Here is a 21,956-nt window from a genome sequence, read left to right as displayed (position 1 = left end):
CTCTGAACATAGTGAAAAACCAGTTCATCATTTAAACTCAGAATCTAGTCAGAAAAAAACACCTGTGATCAATCAACCTGTGATTAATCAATCTCCACCTTCTGTAGTAAAACAAAATGTGAATAATGAGGCAAAAAAAGAGCCGAAATCACATACTGAAATTAAGGCAGAAAAGAAAGAACAATTATCATTTTCTTCAGTGGATCAAACATTAAAAGCAGAGGTGAAACAACAATTAGATAAATTAGCATTTAATAACGCTAATCAGGAAATTATAGAGCGCTATATTTATCAAATGGTTAAAAATTCTCCCCAATTAAAATACCGTTTACAAAAAGCTTTAGAAAACGGTGGAAAACAAGCTTTAGAGGAGATTTTTGACCATCCTTTGATTCAGGTTTCTGTTAATTTGTTGGAAAATTGGTTAGAAGTTAATTCTGCTCAAAATCCATTGCTTTAAGGTCTTTGCCCTTTCTAGCAAGGGGAAAGGGCAAAATTTGAACTTAATTTCTATTAAAATTAAAGCTTAATTTATATTTATGGTTTCCGAAAAATTCCGATTTCAATTAATGAAAGAAGCTCAAAAATGGCAAGAAGAAAATATTATTAATTCAACCATTTTTGACCAACTTTCCGCACGTTATCAATTTGATCAATTAGCAACAGCAACCAGAAACCGTTTTATTATTATTTTACTTTCTATTGGTAGTTTTTTATTGGGATTAGCTGTTATTACCTTTGTAGCGGCTAATTGGCAAGAATGGACAAGAGAAATTAAAGTGATAATATTAGTAGGATTTTTCTTAATAGCTAATATTGGTGCTTTTTATCTGTGGAAAAATTCTGTTTCAGGGTGGCAACATCGTTTAGGCTTAGGTTTATTTTTGTTAGGGGCTTTAATTTTCGGAGCAAATTTAGGCTTAATGTCTCAACTTTTCCATCAAAGCGGCGCAATTTATCAATTATATTTAATTTGGGGAATCGGGGTAATTGCGATGGCTTTTGGCTTAAGAATTACCTCTTTATCTATTTTTGGAATTATTCTTTTAACTATTAGTTATTTATGGGGTTATTCTGATATTTTTTATAGCATTAATCAGCCCCTAATTTTTCAAATTTTAATCAAACATTTTCCCTTAATTATTGGCACAAGTTTAATCTGTTTAGCCTATTGGTGTCAATCACCTTGGACGTTTGGTTTAACGGTGTTTTTAATTAATTATACTTTTGTGGCTAATTTAATCACAAATGCTAGTCAAATTGTTGAATTTTCACCATTTTTAAGCAGTTTAATTGCCGTTAGTGCTTCTTGTTTAATACCTGCTTTCTTCTATGCTTATCAAGAAAATTTATGGACAATTAAGCCCCTTAAATCTCAAAGTTTTGCCACAATTTCTCGTTATTTAGCACTGTTTTTTTTAGGGGGATTATTTTATATTTTTTCCTTTAAAATATTATGGGAAAATAGTTTTTCTCCTAATGAAATAGATTTTAATTGGTATCAATTATTGAGTTTAATAGATCCCCTTATTTTATTCGGTTTAACTTTACTGGCATGGTGGAGATTAGGCTTAAATAATGAACAAAAAATCTGGAAAATAGACATTAATTCCACAGCGATCGCCGCCCTATTATTCCTAACATCAATTTGTTTAATTATTCATATTACTTTTACACCGATTGGTTGGCTTGGAATTTTTATTTTTAATGTATTTTTAGGCTTATTTGCCATTGGTTTAATTAGGGAATCATTAAGTAATGGAAAAAGGGGCGGTTTTTGGTATGGAATTATTTTATTAGTCTTACAAATTTTCAGCCGTACCGTAGAATATGATACCAGTTTATTATTAAAAGCTTTTGTCTTTTTCCTCTGTGGAATTGGAATTATTATAGCCGGATTATGGTTTGAAAAATATGTTAAAAATCTCAATCAATCTTAGGAGTAATTATCAAAAATGACTACAGATCAACCCAAACAAAAAAAGATTAAACTTTGGCAATTTTTGTTCCCTTTATTATTACAATTAGCCTTAATTCTCTCCGTTCCTGCCCATAGTTTTTACACCTATACAACAGGAAAAACCGTGATTTTACAAACCCAACCTGTGGATCCTTATGAATTATTAAGGGGCTATTCTCAAACTTTAAGTTATACCATTTCCCAAACTAATAATTTAAAAGAATTAAAAGGTTGGCAAGAGGTTTATAATCAAGTTAATCAACCGCAATATTATTATGATTTACCTGATAATACTACCATTTATTTAACATTAGAAGAACCTAAAAAATTAAACCAAAAACCCCCTTTACCTTGGCAACCTATTGCTATTAGTTTAACCTATCCTAAAGAGATTAAATCTAATCAAATTATCTTAAAAGGAGTTACCCAATATAACATGATACAATATGGTTTAGAAAGATATTATTTTCCCGAAAGTCGAAGGGAAGAAATTAATAATAAAATTAATGAAATTCAACTTCAAAATAATCAAAAATTTGTAGTAGAAATTAAAGTAGATACCCAAGGAAATGCCATCCCCATTAGTTTATGGGTAGGGGATCAAAATTATCATTTTTAATAAAAAAAATAACCAAAAATGACAAAAATTATTATTATTGGTGCGGGAATAATTGGGGCGACTATTGCTTATGAATTAAGTTTAAACCCTCAATATGAAATCACTTTATTAGAACAAGAAACTGCTCCAGCTTTACATTCTAGCGGTGCGGCCTTAGGTGTTTTAATGGGATTTATTAGCCATAAAATTAAAGGAAGGGGCTGGAAATTACGTCAACAAAGTTTAGAAAGATATAATAGTTTAATTCCTGAATTGGAAAAATTAACCGAACAAACTATTAATTTTAATCAACAAGGAATCCTTAAATTATTATTTCCAGAAGACTCTTTAGAACAATGGCAAAAGTTAATTTCACTTAGAAAAAATCAAGGTTATCATTTAGAAATTTGGGACAAAAATCAAGTTTTTAAAAACTGTCCTCACGTTGAAATTAATGATATTATTGGAGCTATTTATTCCCCCCAAGATCGTCAAGTTAACCCCACAGAATTAACTCAAACACTGATCAAAGGAGCGAAAATTAACGGGGTTGAATGTAAATTTGGGGTCAAAGTTCAAAAACTTTTAAATACAAGCTTTCTCAAAGAAAATAACATTAATTGTGAGGAAGTTTTAACCTCAGAGGGTAATTTTAAAGCTGATTTTATCATTATTACCGCCGGATTAGGCACAAAAGAATTGACTCAAAATTTTCCTCAACCGCTCGATCTTCGCCCTGTTTTAGGTCAAGCTTTACAAGTGAAAATTAATCAAATTAATCCCCAATTTAACCCTGATTTTCAACCAGTTATTACAGGTAATGATGTGCATATTGTTCCCTTAAAAAATAATGAATTTTGGATCGGTGCAACCGTTGAATTTCCCAACGAACAAGGAGAAATTATTATGAATCAAAACTTATTAGAAGAAGTGAAAAAAGCCGCTTTTTCCTATTGTCCATTTTTAGAAAATCATACTATTATAAAACAATGGTTTGGTCAACGGCCACGCCCTGAAAATAGACCTGCTCCTATTATTGAAAAATTAACCGGAACTAATAATATTTTCTTAGCAACTGGTCATTATCGTAATGGGATTTTATTAGCACCTGCCACCGCTATTTTAATTAAAAATTATTTAGAAAATCAATTAAATTGATCAACAAAGCTGTTAAAATTATCAATTGACAATTATTAAACTCAAGACAAAAAACAATTTTACTTTGAGATCATAAAAAACAATGGCATATTTTTGGTTTAAAGCTTTTCATATTATTGGTGTGGTGGTTTGGTTTGCAGGTTTATTTTATTTAGTGCGTCTGTTTGTTTATCATGCAGAAGCAAATCAAGAATCTGAACCCGCTCAAACTATTCTTAAAAATCAATATATAATTATGGAGAAACGTCTCTATAATATTATTACTACTCCTGGGATGATTTTAACCGTAGCAATGGCGATTGGGCTTTTAACAACTGAGCCTGATGTGTTAAAAGATTGGTGGCTTCACCTTAAATTGGGGATGGTTTTATTGCTACTAATTTATCATTTTTTCTGTGCTAGAATTATGAAAAAATTAGAACAAAATCAATGCAATTTAACGGGTCAACAATTTCGCGCCTTGAATGAAGCTCCCACTATTCTATTAGTAGTAATTGTGTTATTAGCTATTTTTAAAAATCAATTACCTTTAGATGCAACTACATGGTTAATAGCGGCCTTAATTTTATTAATGGCTGTCACTATTCAACTATATGCGAAAAAACGCAGAAAGGACAAAGAAAAACAACTTTTAGAGGAACAATTAATTGCTAAATAAACAATAACTTCTACTTAAAAGTAGAGGATTAAAAATATAATACCATTTACAGAACGTAACTTCAGACGTAGTTTAATGGAATAGTTTATTTACAAAAATTTCAGGTATTTTACAATGTAGCTACTGTTTGTAAATGGTATAAGGTGGGTTCTCCCCACCTTTATATAATACTAACTTATGTTAAAGTTCATATGATTACCCACATAACATAAGAAAATATAATGCTAAAAATTAAGAGATAAGATAAAGGTATTGCTTTCTTAATATTTTGCTCTATTTGAGTTTCAATTAAAGCTTAACTTAAAGCTTTAATTAACTGATCTTTGGCAGTTTCTAAAGCTTCTTTTAACTTATTAGGATCACGACCTCCCGCTTGGGCTAAGTTGGGGCGACCTCCGCCACCTCCGCCACAAATTTTGGCAATTTCACCGATAAATTTACCCGCTTGTAAGCCTTTTTCTTTAATCACTTTTTGACTAAAAGCCGCTACTAAAGACACTTTTTCACTATCAGGAATTGATGCTAAAATTACGGCCGATTCTCCTAATTTTTGTTGTAATCTTTCTCCAGCTGTTTGTAATGCTTTAGGATCAATTTCTCCTAAATTGGCCACTAAAAGTTTAAACTCTCCAATACTTTCAGCTTGGTTAATTAAACCTTCAGATTTTACTAAAGCTAGTTCATTTTTTACCGCTTCTAATTCTTTTTGAGTTAACTTTAATTCTGCTTGTAAATTGTTCACTCGATCGGTAATTTCTTCAGGTTGAACTTTAAATTTACTACCCAATTCTTTTACTACTTGATCCCTGATATTTAAGTATTCTAAAACAGAAGCCCCAGCGACTGCTTCAATACGTCTTACCCCTGAAGAAATACCCGTTTCAGATATTATTTTAAATAGTCCGATCTCGGCGGTATTTTTAACATGAGTACCTCCACATAATTCCATTGATACCCCCGGAATGTCCACTACACGCACCTCTGAGCCGTATTTCTCCCCAAACATGGCGATCGCGCCTTTAGCTTTAGCTTCTACTATGGGCATCACATTAATATCAGTATCATGAGCCTCAGCAATCCACTGATTAATTAAGCTCTCAATTTGCTCTAATTCCTCTGATTTTAAGGCACGGGGGCAATTAAAGTCAAAACGAAGGTGATCGAAGTCAACAAGGGATCCCGCTTGTGAAATAGAAGGATCAACGATTTTCTTTAAAGCTGACTGTAAGAGGTGGGTGGCCGTGTGGTTAGCTTGGGCGCGACGACGACAACCCCGATCAATGGTTGCGTTGACGGTATCCTTAACCTTAATTGTACCTCTTTCAACTTTCCCATAATGAACAAAAAAGCCAGATTCTTTCTGAACATCTGTGATATTAATTAGTAAATTATCTCCTGTTAAATAACCTTTATCTCCAATTTGACCGCCAGACTCAGCATAAAAGGGAGTTTCATTTAAAATTAATTGAATTTTATCACCTGCTTGAGCAATATCTACAGTTTTACCTTCTAATAATACGGCTTCAACTATGGCTTGATATTGTAAATTATCATAACCAAAAAATTGAGTAGGGTGGATCTGTTCTGCTAATTTATCAATACTACCTTGTACAGTTAAATCAATAGTTTCATGGGCGGCCTTTGAGCGTTCCTGTTGAATTTTCATCTCTTGATTAAACCCTTCCACATCAACTTTTAAACTACTTTCTTCTGCTATTTCTTGGGTTAATTCTAAGGGGAAACCGTAGGTATCATAGAGGGTAAAAGCATCAACTCCTGAAATAAATTGCGGTTGTTTAGATATTACTTCAGCTAATAGTTTTTCACCCCTTTCTAAGGTTTTTAAGAAATTATCTTCTTCCCTTAATAATTCCTGTTTAATAAAACTTTCTCTTTCTCTGGTATTAGGATAAACTTTTTGTGATAAACTAATAGCAGTTTCCGCAACTTTATTAATAAAATTACCTTCAATCCCAATTAAACGCCCATGACGCACAACTCTACGAATTAAACGCCGTAAAACATAACCTCGATCAGTATTAGAAGCCGTCACCCCATCAGCAATTAAATGCACAACGGCGCGCACATGATCACCAATAACTTTAAGGGAAACTTTCGTTTTTTCATCACTATTTTTGTAATCAATTCCTGCTAGTTTAGCCGCCGTTTCTATAATGGGAAAAATTAAATCTGTTTCATAATTATTGGGTACTTTTTGTAAAATTTGAGCCATTCTTTCCAAGCCTAAACCTGTATCAATATTCTTGTTTTGTAAAGGAGTTAAATTACCCTCTGCATCCCGATTATATTGCATAAATACCAGATTATAAAACTCAATAAAACGGCTATCATCTTCTAAATCAATGTGAGCATCACCTAATTCTGGTTTAAAATCATAATATAACTCAGAACAAGGGCCACAAGGACCAGTATTACCCGACTTCCAGAAATTATCATCTTCTCCCATCCTCTTAATCCGATGTTCAGGAATACCGATTTGATCTCGCCAAATCGCAAAAGCCTCATCATCATCTTCAAAGACACTCACAATAATATGTTGAGGATCAAGCTGATAAACTTGAGTTGACAACTCCCAAGCCATTGCGATCGCCTTTTCCTTGAAATAATCCCCAAAACTGAAGTTTCCGAGCATCTCAAAAAAAGTATGATGTCTGGCGGTGCGCCCCACATTTTCAATATCATTAGTACGGATGCACTTTTGAGAGGTGGTAGCGCGGGGCTGATCGGGCTTTTGTTGCCCTAAAAAGATCGGTTTAAAGGGCAACATTCCCGCTATAGTCAGCAATACGGTGGGATCTTCCGGCACAAGGGAAGCACTGGGTAAAATGGGATGTTGTTGAGAGTTAAAGTAGTTGAGAAATTTATCTCTAATTTCGTTTCCTGTTAATTTTGGAGGTTGTTTTGTCATAGTTTTTAATGATAGATTTACTTTTACTATTGTTACATTTTTTGTGTATTTAATTGTATTAAAGTTATAATAGATTAAACTATATTTTTGGCTAAAAAATTTTTTCTATGAGTAGTCAATCAGCCGATAAACTAAAGCAAAAGCCTTAATTGATCCTCGCAAGGAATTTAATAAATAGCTTAGATCATCAGAAAGAAAATCTAATATAGTTGAAGTTGATTTTTTAGCAACTACCTAAAAATTAATTAATCTCTTTATTATTTAAGTGTATTATGATTGAAATAATACACTTTTTTATTGAAACAAAAAATAGCTTTAATTTAAAACTTTTTCTTTTTTCTCTAAAGTCCAAATATTAAAAATTCCTAGAAAATTTATCATCTAATTAACATAATTATCAAGATCAATAAAGATTAATGTAAACAAATATTAATATTTTGCTCAAATTTATCCGAAATCAAAAAGTCTTGTTAGAATAATAAAAATTTAACTTACCTATAATTGTATCATTATTAATTAAAGTTAACTAATTTATTTTGAAAGTTAATAGAAATCGTCAACTCGTTAATTATTTAATCAAGGAGAAATTATGACTTTTATTACTGAATATAAAGAAGCTGAACATAACACTATTCAATCTGCACATCTACCAACTTCTACTGGAATTTATATTACAATTCATGGTCATTTCTATCAACCGCCTCGTGAAAATCCTTACTTAAATATTATTGAAAAACAACCTAGTGCCGCTCCTTTTCATAACTGGAATGAACGTATTTATTATGAATGTTATCGCCCCAATGCCTTTGCTAGAATTGTTAATGATCAACAACAAATTGTCGGTATTATTAATAATTATGAATATATGAGTTTTAATATCGGCCCTACTTTAATGTCATGGTTAGAAAACTATGATTTAGAAGTTTATCAAAAAATATTAGAGGCTGATCGCCTCAGTGCTAGAAGATTAAACGGCCACGGCAATGCGATCGCCCAAGCTTACAACCATATTATCCTACCATTAGCTAATAAACAAGATAAATATACTCAGATTCGTTGGGGAAAAGAGGATTTTCATCATCGTTTTCAGCGTGATCCCGAAGGAATGTGGTTAGCAGAAACCGCCGTTGATTATGAAACTTTAGAAGGATTAATTGAGGAAAATATTAAATTTATCATCCTTGCACCCTCACAAGCCCAAAGATGTAAACCTTTTCCAACAGAGGAAAATTCTGAGCCTGAATGGTTAGAAGTGGGAGGCTCACAAATTGATCCCACTCGCCCCTACCGTTGTTATTTGTCACAAAACTCAGAAAAATATCTTGATATTTTTTTCTATGATGGGCCGATCTCCCGTGACATGGGTTTTAACGATGTTTTACAAAGTGCCTCTATCTTTGCTAGTCGTTTAGGGCAGGCCGTCAGAGGAGATCACCGCCCCAGTCAACTCATCAGTGTAGCCACCGATGGAGAAACTTTCGGCCATCATAAGTATGGCACGGAAAAATGTATCGCCTACGCCGTAACGCAGGTATTTCCCCAAAGGGGTTGGATTGTGAGTAATTATGCTCATTATCTGAGTCTTCATCCCCCCACATGGGAAGTCGAGTTAAAACCTGTTACCGCTTGGAGTTGTTCTCATGGAGTCGATCGATGGCAAGATGACTGTGGCTGTGGGGGGGGCGGTGAATGGCATCAAAAATGGCGTAAACCTTTACGCAATGCCTTAGACTGGCTACGGGATCAATTAATAGAAATTTATGACCAATTAGCTCCTAAATTTTTCCTTGATCCTTGGGGGGCAAGGGATAAATATATTGATATTATTTTAGATCGAAATGCCGAAAATATAGAGCGTTTTTTTATTTATCATCAGGATCATTTACTTAGTAAAGAAGAAAAAATAGATGCTTTACGTTTATTAGAGATGCAACGTCATGCCCTTTTAATGTATACCAGTTGTGGTTGGTTTTTTGAGGAAATTTCTCGCCCCGAAGGGGTGCAAATTTTACGCTATGCTTCAAGAGCCTTAGAAATAGCGGGAGAATTAACGGAAATTCAATTAGAAAGACAATTTTTAGAGTTTTTAGCTTTAGCTCCTAGTAATTTGGCAAAATATCAAGACGGGGCTAATATTTATCAAAAAATGGTAATTCCCTCTCAAATCGGTTTTAAACAGGTGGCCGCCCATTATGCTATTAGCTCTTTATTTACTAATTATACTGAGTATGAACAAATTTATTGTTATAATGCCCATCAATTAGACTATCAAAAAAGACAAATCGGTTCGTTAAAATTAGCGGTAGGGCAATTACAATTAACCTCACAAATGACACAGGAGAATGCTCATTATATTTTTGCAGTTTTACATTTAGGGGGATGGGAATTTCACTGTTGTATTCAGCCATTTGTGGGGCGTGGCGAGTACGGAAAATTAAAAGAAAAGTTATTTGACACTTTAAATAAAGGAAGTATTGTTGAAATAATTTTAGCTATGAATGAGTTATTTGGTGATGAATTTTTTAATTTAGAAAATTTATTTACTGAGGAACGCCATATTATTATGGAAAAATTAGCTCAGAATACTAAAAAGCGTTTAGATCAGCTTTATACGCAGGTTTACCGTGATAATTTTAGTATGATTATGGCTTTTAATCGCAATGAGTTGCCTGTGCCACAGGAATTACAGGTAGCGGCTGAGGTGGCTTTATCTCATCGTTGGCTCAATTCTCTTACTGCTTTAATCGAGTCTCAAGATTTAGAGGCTCATAAAACTCACCTTGGTAATTTAATGGTGATCGCCTCGGAAGTGAATAGTTTACAATGTAAATTAACAATTGCGGACGGGAAAAAAACATTAGAAAAATTCATTTTAGACAAATTAAATAATATTTTGAATCAAGAAAAAAACGATCATTTAGAAATAAAAATTGAGCAATTATTACAAGTAATTAATATTGGCAATAAACTCAAACTTAATCTTAGTTTGGAACAGGCACAGGAAACTTATTTTTATTATTTACATCAACGGATAATTCCTCACTGTTTAGAAAAAAATTATAATGGTTCTTGTCCCTGGCCAACTGTAAAATTAAAAAGTATTTTCCAATTAGGAAAAATACTAGGGGTGTATAGTTTATATTGATATATTTAATATATATGTAGAGACTTGCCATCGCACGTCTCTACTATTGCTGAAGATATTTGTTAAAATTAAAATTGGTTATTTTTAACATTAAATTGTTAATTTTGGTTGATTAATGGGATCAGTTTCAATTAAAGAAATATAATGACTCCAATGATAATAGTCTGTTAATAATTGGGTTAATAATTTTTGTTTTATTTTCAATAAAACACTTTTTAAAAGACTATTTCCAGCCATTTCTAATAAAGATTTTGGGGTGATCCATAAAGCCGGAGGAAGTTGAAATTTCACCTCTAGATCCGCTTTTCCTTTTAGATAAGTTTTTTTATTAATTAAACAGGGTGCTAATTGTCCTTTTAATTTTAAATAAAAACAATGTTTGTGAGCATCTAATCCTTTAATATCATACTCTTGTGAGTCTAAATGAATAATTCCGTGATCAGCCGACCAAACTTTTAAGACAACGGTAGGTTGAAACTCATAAAGATCCATAAAATTTAAAGGGCGCATTTTCAATAAATAACGATCGCCCGATAAATGTTCCATTGGGGTATTTTCGGCGATCGCCTTGACAACGCGCTCAGGTTGACTTAAATAATGTTGAATGGGTACAATTCTTTCTTCCACAAGAATTTTCACAGTTTCAGAAGCTTTAAATTCTGTATTCATAAAAAATTAAATTTAAAAAGGCAGATGAATCAAAAAATAAATATTATTATATTTTACAATTTTTTTAGACAAAATTGTAAAGATACCCGATAATTTTAAAAATTTCCGTTGTCAATTGTCAGTTGATTGATACAATAAAGTAAAATCAAAAAATCCTTATCTGAAAGAAAAATTAAGAATGAAAGCAATTATTTTAGCGGCCGGAGTAGGCAAAAGACTGGGCAAAGAAGCAGAAAACTTACCCAAATCATTACTAAAATTTGGGGGAATTTCTTTATTAGAACGTCATTTTCAACTATTAAGATGTTTAGCCATTCAAGAAATAATTTTAGTGGTGGGTTATCAATCAGAAATGATTAAAAATGAGATTGATCGTTTAAATCTTAATGATTGGGTAAAAACGATTGATAATCCTAATTTTACCCAAGGAAGTGTGATTAGTTTATGGTGTACAAAAGAGATTTTAGAACAGGGAGAAGACTTGTTATTAATGGATGCGGATGTGTTATATCATCCTCATATTTTAGAGAGATTAGTTAATACAAATATTAGTAATTGTTTCCTCTTAGATCGTAATTTTGAACAGGGAGTAGAGCCTGTTAAATTATGTGTTAAAGATGGGTTATTGGTGGAATTTAGAAAACAAATTGATCCCGAATTAAATTTTGATTTTTGGGGGGAATCTGTGGGTTTTTTCCGATTTTCTGGGAGTGGAGCGCAAAAATTAGCACAAAGAGCGGATTTTTATGCTAAAAATAATCTGGAAAATGAACCCTATGAAGATGTAATTAGGGATTTATTGTTAGAAAATCCTCAAGATTTTGGCTTTGAAGATATTACGGGTTATTCATGGATTGAAATTGATTTTCCAGAAGATATTATTAAAGCAAAAGAGCAAATTTTACCTAATATTTAGATTAGTTATTTATTAGCTATCAGCTATCAGTTAATTATCCATTATCTATTATTATTTATTAATTATCAATTATCCCTTATTACTTATTACTTATGAAAAATTTACCTGAGCAAAGATGGGAAATTAATAATCCCGATCTCGAAATTATTAATCAGTTAATTCAAACATTGGGAGTATCTTCTATTATCGCTCAAATTTTATGTAATCGTAATTTAAGAACTACTGAAGATGCCCGTAGTTATATTGATCCTGAATGGGAAAAATTGCCCCCACCATTAAAGGAATTTCCCGACTTAGAAATGAGTATTGAACTGTTAAAAGAAGCGATTGAAAATCAAGAAAAAATTGCAATTTGCGGAGACTATGATGCTGATGGAATGACAAGTACAGCCCTTTTATTAAGAGCATTAAAACATTTAGGGGTTGATGTAACTTATGCTATTCCAAGTCGCCAGAAAGACGGCTATGGAATTAATCAAAGAATTGTTAATGAATTGGCCGAGGAAAATATTGGTTTAATTTTAACAGTTGATAATGGTATTTCTGCCTTTGAAGCAATAGAAATGGCTAGGGATTTAGGGCTAGATGTTATTATTACCGATCATCATGATTTACCAGATAATTTACCTCCAGCTAATGCTATTTTAAACCCCAAATTATTACCTGAAAATTCACCTTATCGCAGTTTGGCAGGGGTGGGAGTTGCCTATATTTTAGCCATAACTTTAGCCCAAGAATTAGACTCATTAAAAGGTTTGACTGCTCAACTTTTAGAATTATTTACATTAGGAACTATTGCGGATCTTGCTTCTTTAAATGGTGTCAATCGCCGTTGGTTAAAAAGAGGTTTAAAATTAATTCCTAAATCACAAATTAAAGGGGTACAAGCCTTAATGCAAATGTCAGGAATTAAGGAAGAACAAAAACAATTAAAACCCGATGATATTGGTTTTAAATTAGGCCCTAGAATTAATGCAGTTGGAAGAATTGCTGATCCACAAATAGCAATTGAACTATTAACAACTGAGGATGAAGGTATTGCTTTAGAAAAGGCAATGCAATGTGAACAAATTAATAATGAACGTCAAAAATTATGTGAAGAAATTGCCAAGGAAGCAATAGAATTAATTGAAACTCAATTGATTAATTGGCAAGAAAAAAGAGTAATTATAGTTATTAAAATGGGATGGCATCATGGGGTGATCGGCATTGTGGCTTCTCGCCTAAAAGATCGCTATGGTGCGCCCGTTTTTATTGGAACTTATGAGGAAGAAAATCCTGAAATGATCAGAGGATCAGCAAGGGGAATTGATGAATTTAATGTTTTTTCGGCCTTGAATTACTGTCAAGATCTATTGGGAAAATATGGAGGACATAAAGCGGCCGGAGGGTTTTCTTTTCCGGCTGAAAATTTAGCAAAATTTGAAGAAAGATTAAGTGAATTTGCACATCAATCGGTTGAACCCCATCATTTAAAACCTTTAGTTAAAATTGATACTCAACTTAATTTTAATCAGATTAATAGGGAACTTTATCAACAATTAGATCAACTTCAACCTTGGGGAATTAATAATAATGAACCGATTTTTTGGACACCCCAAGTTAGAATTATTGAGCAGGAAAATCGTAATGGTCATTTAAAATCTATTGTAGCTCAAAATATACAGGGAAATACTTGTCAAATAAAGGCTATGGGCTGGGGACTTGGTGATTTTGTGCCGTTACCTTCAGTGGTAGATCTTGCCTATAAAATTAAAGAAAATCTTTGGCAAAATGAAGTAACTATTCAAATTGAAATTGTGGGAATTCGGCCGGCTACTGAGAATATAGATCAGAATAATTATCAAAATTTTGCTAATATTAAAAAAGCCAGATTTGAATATAAAGGTAAAAAATATGATTGTAGTTTATGGGAGTCTTTAAATGAGTTAAGAATCCGCAATGAACAGGGTAAAGTTTTAGCGGTTAAAAAGGGACAAAAAACAGGTTTATTAGGCACAAATCGAGAAAATGCACAAGTCGTTGATGTAACTCAATTACATTTTTTTGCCTTAATAAAAACCGCTTTAGCTCATTTGGAAAAATAGGTAACTAAATTTAGCTTAAATTTATATTAAATTAGTATTAAGAAAAAGCTTTTATTTTCTTAATTGTGAGAAGAAAAAAAGTAAATTAAAGACTTTTGTCATTGATTATTTATCGCAAATAATTAATGACAAACAAAAAAATTTACTGTATATTATTTAAGTCTAGTTATTAATACTTGATGAGGTAATAAAACAATCGGGGAAAATGAGCAAATATCAATATCAAATCGGTGGCAGTTTACCCTTTGATGCACCTACCTATATCACTCGCAAAGCAGATGAAGAATTATATCAAAGCTTAAAAAATAATGAGTTTTGTTATATTTTTAATGCTCGTCACACCGGAAAATCATCCCTCTTAATCCGTACAATGTATCGTTTACAGGTGCAAGGTGTGAGATGTGTGGCCATTGATCTTCAGGAGATCGGCACTTCCGATATTACTGCTGAAGAATGGTATGCAGGGATTATTGATCAAATTGTTAATAGTTTAAATTTAGATGATTATTTTAATTTTCAAAATTGGTGGTTAGAATTTCAACAACTATCTAATATTCACCGTTTTACTAAATTTATAGATGATATTTTATTACATTTAATTAAGGAAAATATTGTTATTTTTATTGATGAAATTGAAACTATTTTCAACTTAGATTTTAAAGTTGAAGATTTTTTTATTCTTATCAAAGAATGTTTTAGTAAACGTAATTATAATGTTAATTATCAACGCTTAACCTTTGTCATAGGAGGATTAGCGTCTTCCTCTGATTTAATTAAAAATAAAAAAAAGACTCCCTTTCCTTTAGGAAAATCTATCAAATTAACGGGTTTTACCTTTGAGGAATCATCCCCTTTATTAGAAGGCTTAAAATATCAAGTGATTCAACCGGAAAAAGTCTTAAAAACCATTCTTTTTTGGACAAATGGCCAACCGTTTTTAACTCAAAAATTATGTGATTTAGTCGCAAAATCTCCCCTCAATTTTACCGTAGAAAATACCAATAATATTTTAGAAAAAATTGTTAGATTAGAAATTATTAATCATTGGCAAACTCAAGATCACCCCGAACATTTAAAAATTATTTGTGATCGCTTATTATTTAGCGAAAAAACATTAGGAAAATTATTAGAATTATATCAAGAAATTTTAGAAAAAGGCTCGATCAAATCAGATCATAGTTTTGAACAAAATGAGTTAATTTTATCCGGTTTAGTTAGGGCAGAAAACCAAGAATTAATCGTAGATAATCCCATTTATTTAGCGGTGTTTAATCCCCAATGGGTTAAACAGGAATTAGAACATTTACGCCCCTATTCTCAAGCTATTATTGCTTGGTTAGGATCTAATCGCATTGATACCTCAAGATTATTGCGTGGCCAAGCTTTACAAGATGCTTTACAATGGTCAAAAGATAAAAATTTAAGCTATCAAGATTATCAATTTTTAAGTGCATCTCAAGAATATGATTTAGAAGAAGTAAGACAAATTTTAGAATTAAAACAACAAGCATTTTTAGCCGAACAATTAAAAATTGAAACACAACAAAATCAAAGAAATATAGCTTTATTAGAAAAAGAAACCAGCCTTTTAAAACAACAACAAAACCGCTCACAAAATAAACTAAAATTAACAAACATTGCCCTAGCTATTTCCGTAATTACTGCCATCCCAATGGGGGGATTTTTAATTAATAATAAACAAGAAAAATTCCTCTTGAAAATAGATCAAAATGTCAATCAAGCTTATCACAAATTTGAGTTTGCCCAAATCAATGCTTTAATTGATGCAATGAGTGTAGGCCAAGACTTTCGAGCAAAATATCACAACAATCTCACATTTGGGAAAAATCCCATTCATACCCCCATGTATGTCTTGCGCCCCATTTTAGACAATATTCAAGAAAAAAATCAGTTAAACTCTCATCAGAAAAGCATTACAGCCATTAATTTTAGCCCCAATGGACGATATTTAGTCAGTGGATCACAGGATCATCTGGTTAAACTTTGGGATTTACAAAATAGTCAATATCTTAATTTAAGCGATCATCAAGATCAAGTCACGGCGGTAGAATTCAGCCCCAACGGCCAATATATTGCCTCCGCTTCCCTCGATAAAACCGTTAAAATTTGGAATATTCAAGGCAACTTAGTCAAAAATATCACCCAGTATCAGGCCGCAGTGATCGCTTTAAACTATAGTCAGGATGGGCAATACCTTGCCACCGCTTCAGCCGATAATCTCATTAAAATTTGGGATAGCCAAGGGAATCTTTATCAATCTTTTCCTGCCCGTGAAGGGGGCATCAATGCCCTTACTTTTAGCCCCAATAGCCAACTTTTGGCCACAACCTCTAATGATGCCACTGTCAGAATGTGGGATCTGCAAGGAAATTTAAAACAAACATTCAAACAGGATCAGCCAATTTTATCCCTTAAATTTAGTCCTGATGGGAGTAAAATAATCACTTCTAATCAGGATCATTATATTTATATTTTTGATCTCAAAGGACAAATAATCAGTAAATTTAACGCCCATGATAATTTAATTAGAAATATTACGATTAGTCCAAATGGTCAAGAATTAGCTACTGTTTCCGATGATTTAACTATTAAAATTTGGGATTTACAAGGTAATTTACTACATAATTTAAAAGGCCATCAAGAAACAATTTTAACCGTTGCTTTTAGCCCCAATGGAGAAACTTTAGCCACCGGATCAAAAGATCAAACGATTCGACTTTGGCTTTTAAAAAAGCCAGATCAATCTTTAATTTTTAAAGGCCATGAAAATAATTTAACTAGGGTTGCTTTTAGCCCTGACAATCAGATAATCGCCTCTACAGCCTCTGATAATACTCTGAGATTATGGGATTTAAAAGGTCAACAAATGCAAAAAATAACCCATCCTAAGACTGTTACCAGTGTGATTTTTAGTCCAGATGGTCAATACTTTTTATCAGGTTGTGAGGATAAAATTATTAGATTATGGAATAAAGAAGGACAACTTTTAAAGGAATTAAAGGGACATAATGGGGGAATATTAGATATTAATATTAGTCCCGATGGTCAAAAATTCTTGTCAACTTCTAAAGATCAAACGGCCATTTTATGGAATAATCAAGGTACAGTTTTACAGATTTTAACGGGTCATCAAGGAGCAGTTAATCAGGGGGTTTTTAGTCCAGATGGGAAATATATTGTCACCGTCTCCGATGATGGTACAACTAGATTATGGGATCAAAATGGCAAGTTTTTAAAAATCCTAACTCAAGATCATACCGCTATTAAAACCCTTCAATATAGCCCTGATCAAAAGTTTATTATCATCGGCGGAGCTGATGGAATGATTCGTTTAATCAACTTAAAGGGTAAAATTTTAAAAAAAATACAAGCTCACTATACTCCGATTAATCATATTAGCCTTAGTCCCGATGGTCAAATCTTCGCCAGTGCTTCTTTTGATGGTTTAGTTAGACTCTGGAATTTAAACGGCGATATTTTAGGAGAATTAAGAGGCCATCAAGGGGAGGTTTTAGATGTGGCTTTCAGTCCTCTTTATTCAGCCCAAAATCCTTATCTATTGACGGCCAGTGCAGATCAAACGGCGAGACTGTGGCGAGTTGAAAATTTAACTGAATTATTAAATCGGGGGTGTAACTGGCTAAAAGGCTATTTTGTTAATCATCCCGAAAGTTTAGAAAAATTAAAAGCCTGTCATAACATTGAACAGTAAACAGTGTAAACCCCTCTCCCAAAGGGCGAGGGGCAAGGCTTGAGGACAAAAGCCTGTATTTGAGATCAAAAAAATCAATTAATGATCGAGTCTGTTATGAAGACCAAATACGACTAGCAACATCAACTAAGGGTGCTAAATAAGGTGTTCCACAGAGGAAATAAGCGAAAAATGCGCCACCAGTGCCACCTAATAAAAATGCACTAGCAAATTCACTCCAACCTTCTTTTGTTCCTAAATCTTCAGGAGGATTAGGATTGGTTAAAGTTGCAGTGGCAGTGCTAACACCAGCAGTGCCATAAATGGATAAACCAATTGTTAAAATGGAAATTAAACCGATAGTAGCTAATAAACCAGCAGTAGCGGCTAAATCAGAATCCCGTAAGGGACCTAATAAAGCAAAAGGCCCGTATAACCAATAGCCATGAGCCATGCCAATTTCTAAACCACGACGATTCGCAGAAAGACCTTGACGATAAGCGGGTAAGCTATTTAAAAAAGCCTTAACAAAGGGTGAAGAATTAACGGGTGTTGCTAAATTCCCAACTAAGGGATCGCCACCGTGGGAAACTACATCTAAACTCATGTAAATTGATCTCCTCTTAAAGTAAAACAACTCATGGTTGAGTCGTTAGTGTATATGAACTAGGAATGTTAAACCTATTTATCCGTTATTTTAAGATAACATTGCACTTTGAGTATTTTTGTTAAGAATCTTTATAAATTTAACAATAAGTAATAAAATTTCGTTGTAATATCGGTACTTAGTAAACTTTGTACTTTTTTCAATTTATAGCAAAGGACAGTTAAAAACATGATGGCTTCTTATACAGCTTCTTTTTTACCTTTAATTTTCGTTCCCTTGACTGGTTTAGTTATGCCCGCAGTAGTTTTAGGATTACTGTTTAACTATATCGAAGGTGAAGCGTAATTCGTTGATTTCAGTTTAGTTAGGATTTTAGACAAGTTTTAAGTTTTAATCTTATTTTGGGTCAGACTTGTCCTAAAATTAATAACATAACCTCAATTTAAGAAACAAGTGATCTGATCTAACTTTCAGATCACTTGTTTCTTTTGTTAAGTCTAGTGCTATATAATTGACTAAAATTAATTTAGATTTTAAGGATTTTTGATTATGACCACTCATTTTATTACGGCCGAAGTTGATCTTCAATCAACTCCCATTAAACTTAAAAAGGAAATTGAAAAACAGTTACAAAAAGAGGGTGAACCTTTACGTTGGGCTATTACCAATGTTGATACTCAAACCCAAAAAGCTCAAGTTGAAGCAATCGTTACTAATTGATATTCTTGAGCCTAATTTATCATCACCCTCACCCCTAAACCCTCTCCCTAGTTAGGAGAGGGTCATTTTTAATAATATTTAAACCCCCATCAATAATTAAATTAATTTAAAACCGTACCGCCGATCATCCTTTGATAACGTATTTCTAATTCCTGTTTTAAAGAAGGCAAATTATTTAAACTTTGATCAGCTAAAATGATTTTTTCCGCCGCATCTCTTGCCAACATTAAAACATCTTGATCCTCCACTAAACTAGCTAAAGCAAAATCAGCTAAACCTGATTGTTTTCTGCCTAAAACTTCTCCCGGCCCCCTCAATCTTAAATCCATTTCTGAGATAAAAAACCCATCTTGAGATTGTTCTAAAACCGCCAATCTTTGTTTAGAATCAGGTGTATTACTCCCACTCATTAATAAACAATAAGACTGATGATTTCCTCTCCCTACTCTACCCCTTAATTGATGCAATTGTGAAAGGCCAAAACGCTCCGCATTTTCAATTAACATCACAGTGGCATTTGGCACATCTACCCCAACTTCGATTACAGTTGTTGATACAATAATCTGATATTTATTATCACGAAATCCCGTTAAAACTTCGTCTTTTTCTTCTGATTTCATGCGCCCATGTAATAGCCCAATTTCAAACTCTGGAAAAACCTTTTCTTTGAGTCTTTCATGTTCTTTTGTGGCCGCTTTAACATCAAGTTTTTCTGATTCTTCAATCAGGGGAAATATGATATAAGCTTGTCTTCCCTGAGCCACTTCTCGGCGGATTAAATCAAATACTTGAGTGCGTTGATGTCCCGTTACTGCCGTTGTTTGGATCGGCTGTCGGCCGGGGGGTAATTCGTCAATTTGACTCACATCTAAATCCCCATGTAATGTTAATGCTAAAGTGCGAGGAATGGGGGTAGCAGTCATCGTTAAAACATGGGGAGCTTCCCCTTTTGAAAGGAGTCTAGCCCTTTGCTGTACACCGAAGCGATGTTGTTCATCTATTACCACTAAACCTAGTTTTTGAAAGTTAACCGGATCCTGTATTAATGAGTGAGTTCCTACTAATAAAGGTAGCTCTCCTGACTCCAATTGACGATGAATTTCTCTGCGTTTTTTTGTCTTAGTTGATCCCGTTAATAATTCTACTGGTAAATGTAATAAATTAAACCATGTTACCAACTTTCGATAATGTTGTTCAGCTAATACTTCAGTGGGCGCCATTAAGGCCGCTTGATACCCCGATTGAATAGCCGCTAAAATGGCAAAAACCGCCACCACAGTTTTACCCGCTCCCACGTCACCTTGTACTAATCTATTCATGGGAGTGGGTAAACTTAAATCAGCTAAAATCTCATTAATTACCCGTTGTTGGGCATTAGTTAAACTGAAAGGCAAAAGTTTATTAAATCGAGTAATTAATTCCCCTTCAGGATGAAAAATTGCACTCTTTTCTGTGCTTTTTTCCTGTTTTCTTCTTTGTAAAAATCCTAATTGTAAATAGAAAAATTCATCGAAAATTAAACGTCTTCTCGCATGAATTAAACCTTCAGAATTTTCAGGAAAATGAATATTTTTAACTGCTTCTTTTAAATTAATAAAAGCATATTGATTTTTAATCACTGAAGGTAAGGGATCCCTTAATTTTTCCGTATAGGGTAAAACTGCTAACATGGCATTTCTTACTAAATCCGCATTAACACCCTCAGTTAAGGGATAAACAGGCAGAACCCTCCCAATTTTTAATGATTCAATGGTAGCACTGTGAGACTCTAAAACCTCTAATTCTGGATTGTCTAAAGTCACACCATATTTATTCTTTTTAACGAGGCCAGAAGCCGCTAAAGTAGCTCCGGTGCAGTAATCTCGCTTTAATTTTTCTTGCCATCCTCGGTTATTAAATCTTGATCCCGCAAAAAAGCGATTGATCTTTAATTGGCCTGTATAATCCCTAATTACGATTTCTAAAATAGTTAATTGTTTATTTTTTGGACTGGTAAAACAATTACAACGGCTAATTGTTCCCACAATTGTGACGGTTTCTCCCTCGGTTAAGTTAGCAATAGTTACTTGACGAGCATAATCAATATGTTCTCTAGGATAATAAAAGAGTAAATCCCTCACAGTTTGTAACCCTAACCTCTTTAAATAGGGACTTTTTCCTCTACCAATTTGAGGCACATCCCCTAATAAAGTTTCAAGGGTAATAGGCGCAGAATAGGGGGTTTGAGGGGGTTTCTCGATTAAAGGTTTAGTTTGAGGTATTTTAGGTTTTGGAGGGTGATCAATGGCTTTTAAGCTTTGTTGAATCTCATTTAAAAACTGTCTGGTAAAAGTGGCTAAACTTTGACGTTCAGCAATTGATAGGTTAGGATATTGATCATATTTTGCAACTAAATTTGACCATTTATCTAAAGTAATTGAATCATTGAGGGGGCAAGGTTGTTGAAAGTTTAAACATAAAAATTCATGAAAAAGATATTGATTTCCTTGTAAATTAATACAACCTTTTTCTATTTCTACGGATAGGGCTTTTTGTAATCTAATTAAATCAACTGTTAAACTCATTTTGATTAAGAATATTTCACAATTAAACGAATTACTGTCATTTATTATTTAATCATAAATAGAGCGATTTTAGGTAATTACTTAACTCACGATGATCATTATATCATAAAATAATTTTAAACCCATAACTATACAAAAAATAAATCAATTTTTAAGATTTATAATGGTAGCCATTACCTTAATTTGATCTTATTCAAACTAATAAATCAGTAACAAAACTTTTTTTATCTCTG

Annotated in this window: 14 protein-coding genes; 10 read left to right on the top strand and 4 right to left on the bottom strand. The window is 33.0% G+C overall.

Annotated features, from left to right (window positions below):
- Nucleotides 1–539 precede the first annotated feature (539 nt).
- From Anndu_RS05080 to hemJ, 4 genes are all read left to right on the top strand, one after another.
- Entirely contained in the window at nucleotides 540–1,940 is a 1,401-nt protein-coding gene (locus Anndu_RS05080; protein ID WP_464103333.1) for a DUF2157 domain-containing protein, read from the top strand.
- Nucleotides 1,941–1,955: 15 nt separating this feature from the next.
- Nucleotides 1,956–2,579, top strand: a complete 624-nt coding sequence (locus tag Anndu_RS05075) for a GDYXXLXY domain-containing protein (protein ID WP_464103332.1) — start codon at nucleotides 1,956–1,958, stop codon at nucleotides 2,577–2,579.
- A gap of 18 nt (nucleotides 2,580–2,597) precedes the next feature.
- Entirely contained in the window at nucleotides 2,598–3,716 is a 1,119-nt protein-coding gene (locus Anndu_RS05070; RefSeq protein WP_464103331.1) for an NAD(P)/FAD-dependent oxidoreductase, read from the top strand.
- Nucleotides 3,717–3,798: 82 nt separating this feature from the next.
- Nucleotides 3,799–4,374: a protoporphyrinogen oxidase HemJ gene (gene hemJ, locus Anndu_RS05065; protein ID WP_464103330.1), complete on the top strand. Its 576-nt coding sequence runs from the start codon at nucleotides 3,799–3,801 to the stop codon at nucleotides 4,372–4,374.
- Nucleotides 4,375–4,669: 295 nt separating this feature from the next.
- Here the strand turns inward: hemJ and alaS are convergent, their stop codons facing one another.
- Nucleotides 4,670–7,303, bottom strand: coding sequence for an alanine--tRNA ligase (gene alaS, locus Anndu_RS05060; protein ID WP_464103329.1), 2,634 nt, complete (start codon nucleotides 7,301–7,303; stop codon nucleotides 4,670–4,672).
- Between the two features lie 589 nt (nucleotides 7,304–7,892).
- On the opposite strand from alaS, the gene Anndu_RS05055 reads away from it, so the two are divergent.
- Entirely contained in the window at nucleotides 7,893–10,448 is a 2,556-nt protein-coding gene (locus Anndu_RS05055; RefSeq protein ID WP_464103328.1) for a DUF3536 domain-containing protein, read from the top strand.
- Nucleotides 10,449–10,538: 90 nt separating this feature from the next.
- Here the strand turns inward: Anndu_RS05055 and Anndu_RS05050 are convergent, their stop codons facing one another.
- On the bottom strand, nucleotides 10,539–11,117 hold the full coding sequence (locus Anndu_RS05050) for a DUF1997 domain-containing protein (RefSeq protein WP_464103327.1): 579 nt from the start codon (nucleotides 11,115–11,117) through the stop codon (nucleotides 10,539–10,541).
- Nucleotides 11,118–11,295: 178 nt separating this feature from the next.
- Here Anndu_RS05050 and Anndu_RS05045 point away from each other — a divergent pair, with 178 nt between their 5' ends.
- From Anndu_RS05045 to Anndu_RS05035, 3 genes are all read left to right on the top strand, one after another.
- Complete coding sequence (locus Anndu_RS05045; protein WP_464103326.1) at nucleotides 11,296–12,033, top strand: phosphocholine cytidylyltransferase family protein; 738 nt, start codon at nucleotides 11,296–11,298, stop codon at nucleotides 12,031–12,033.
- A 92-nt stretch (nucleotides 12,034–12,125) separates the two neighbouring features.
- Nucleotides 12,126–14,120: a single-stranded-DNA-specific exonuclease RecJ gene (recJ, locus tag Anndu_RS05040; RefSeq protein ID WP_464103325.1), complete on the top strand. Its 1,995-nt coding sequence runs from the start codon at nucleotides 12,126–12,128 to the stop codon at nucleotides 14,118–14,120.
- Between the two features lie 205 nt (nucleotides 14,121–14,325).
- Nucleotides 14,326–17,853 (top strand): WD40 domain-containing protein, encoded by a 3,528-nt coding sequence (locus tag Anndu_RS05035; RefSeq protein ID WP_464103324.1) that lies wholly within the window; start codon nucleotides 14,326–14,328, stop codon nucleotides 17,851–17,853.
- 94 nt (nucleotides 17,854–17,947) lie between these two features.
- On the opposite strand, the gene Anndu_RS05030 is transcribed toward Anndu_RS05035, so the two are convergent.
- Nucleotides 17,948–18,439 carry a photosystem I reaction center subunit XI gene (locus Anndu_RS05030; RefSeq protein ID WP_464103323.1) on the bottom strand — a complete coding sequence of 164 codons (492 nt, stop codon included), beginning with the start codon at nucleotides 18,437–18,439 and terminating at the stop codon, nucleotides 17,948–17,950.
- A gap of 228 nt (nucleotides 18,440–18,667) precedes the next feature.
- On the opposite strand from Anndu_RS05030, the gene Anndu_RS05025 reads away from it, so the two are divergent.
- Together Anndu_RS05025 and Anndu_RS05020 are read left to right on the top strand one after the other, a co-directional pair.
- The gene (locus Anndu_RS05025; RefSeq protein ID WP_464103322.1) at nucleotides 18,668–18,784 is read left to right on the top strand and encodes a photosystem I reaction center subunit VIII; all 117 of its coding nucleotides are present in this window, start codon (nucleotides 18,668–18,670) and stop codon (nucleotides 18,782–18,784) included.
- A gap of 204 nt (nucleotides 18,785–18,988) precedes the next feature.
- Entirely contained in the window at nucleotides 18,989–19,159 is a 171-nt protein-coding gene (locus Anndu_RS05020) for a hypothetical protein (protein WP_464103321.1), read from the top strand.
- Between the two features lie 101 nt (nucleotides 19,160–19,260).
- On the opposite strand, the gene recG is transcribed toward Anndu_RS05020, so the two are convergent.
- Nucleotides 19,261–21,723, bottom strand: coding sequence for an ATP-dependent DNA helicase RecG (gene recG, locus Anndu_RS05015; RefSeq protein ID WP_464103320.1), 2,463 nt, complete (start codon nucleotides 21,721–21,723; stop codon nucleotides 19,261–19,263).
- Between the last annotated feature and the right edge of the window lie 233 nt (nucleotides 21,724–21,956).

Source organism: Annamia dubia NIES-4383, assembly GCF_055394725.1.
This window is presented reverse-complemented; position numbering and strand designations above follow the sequence as displayed.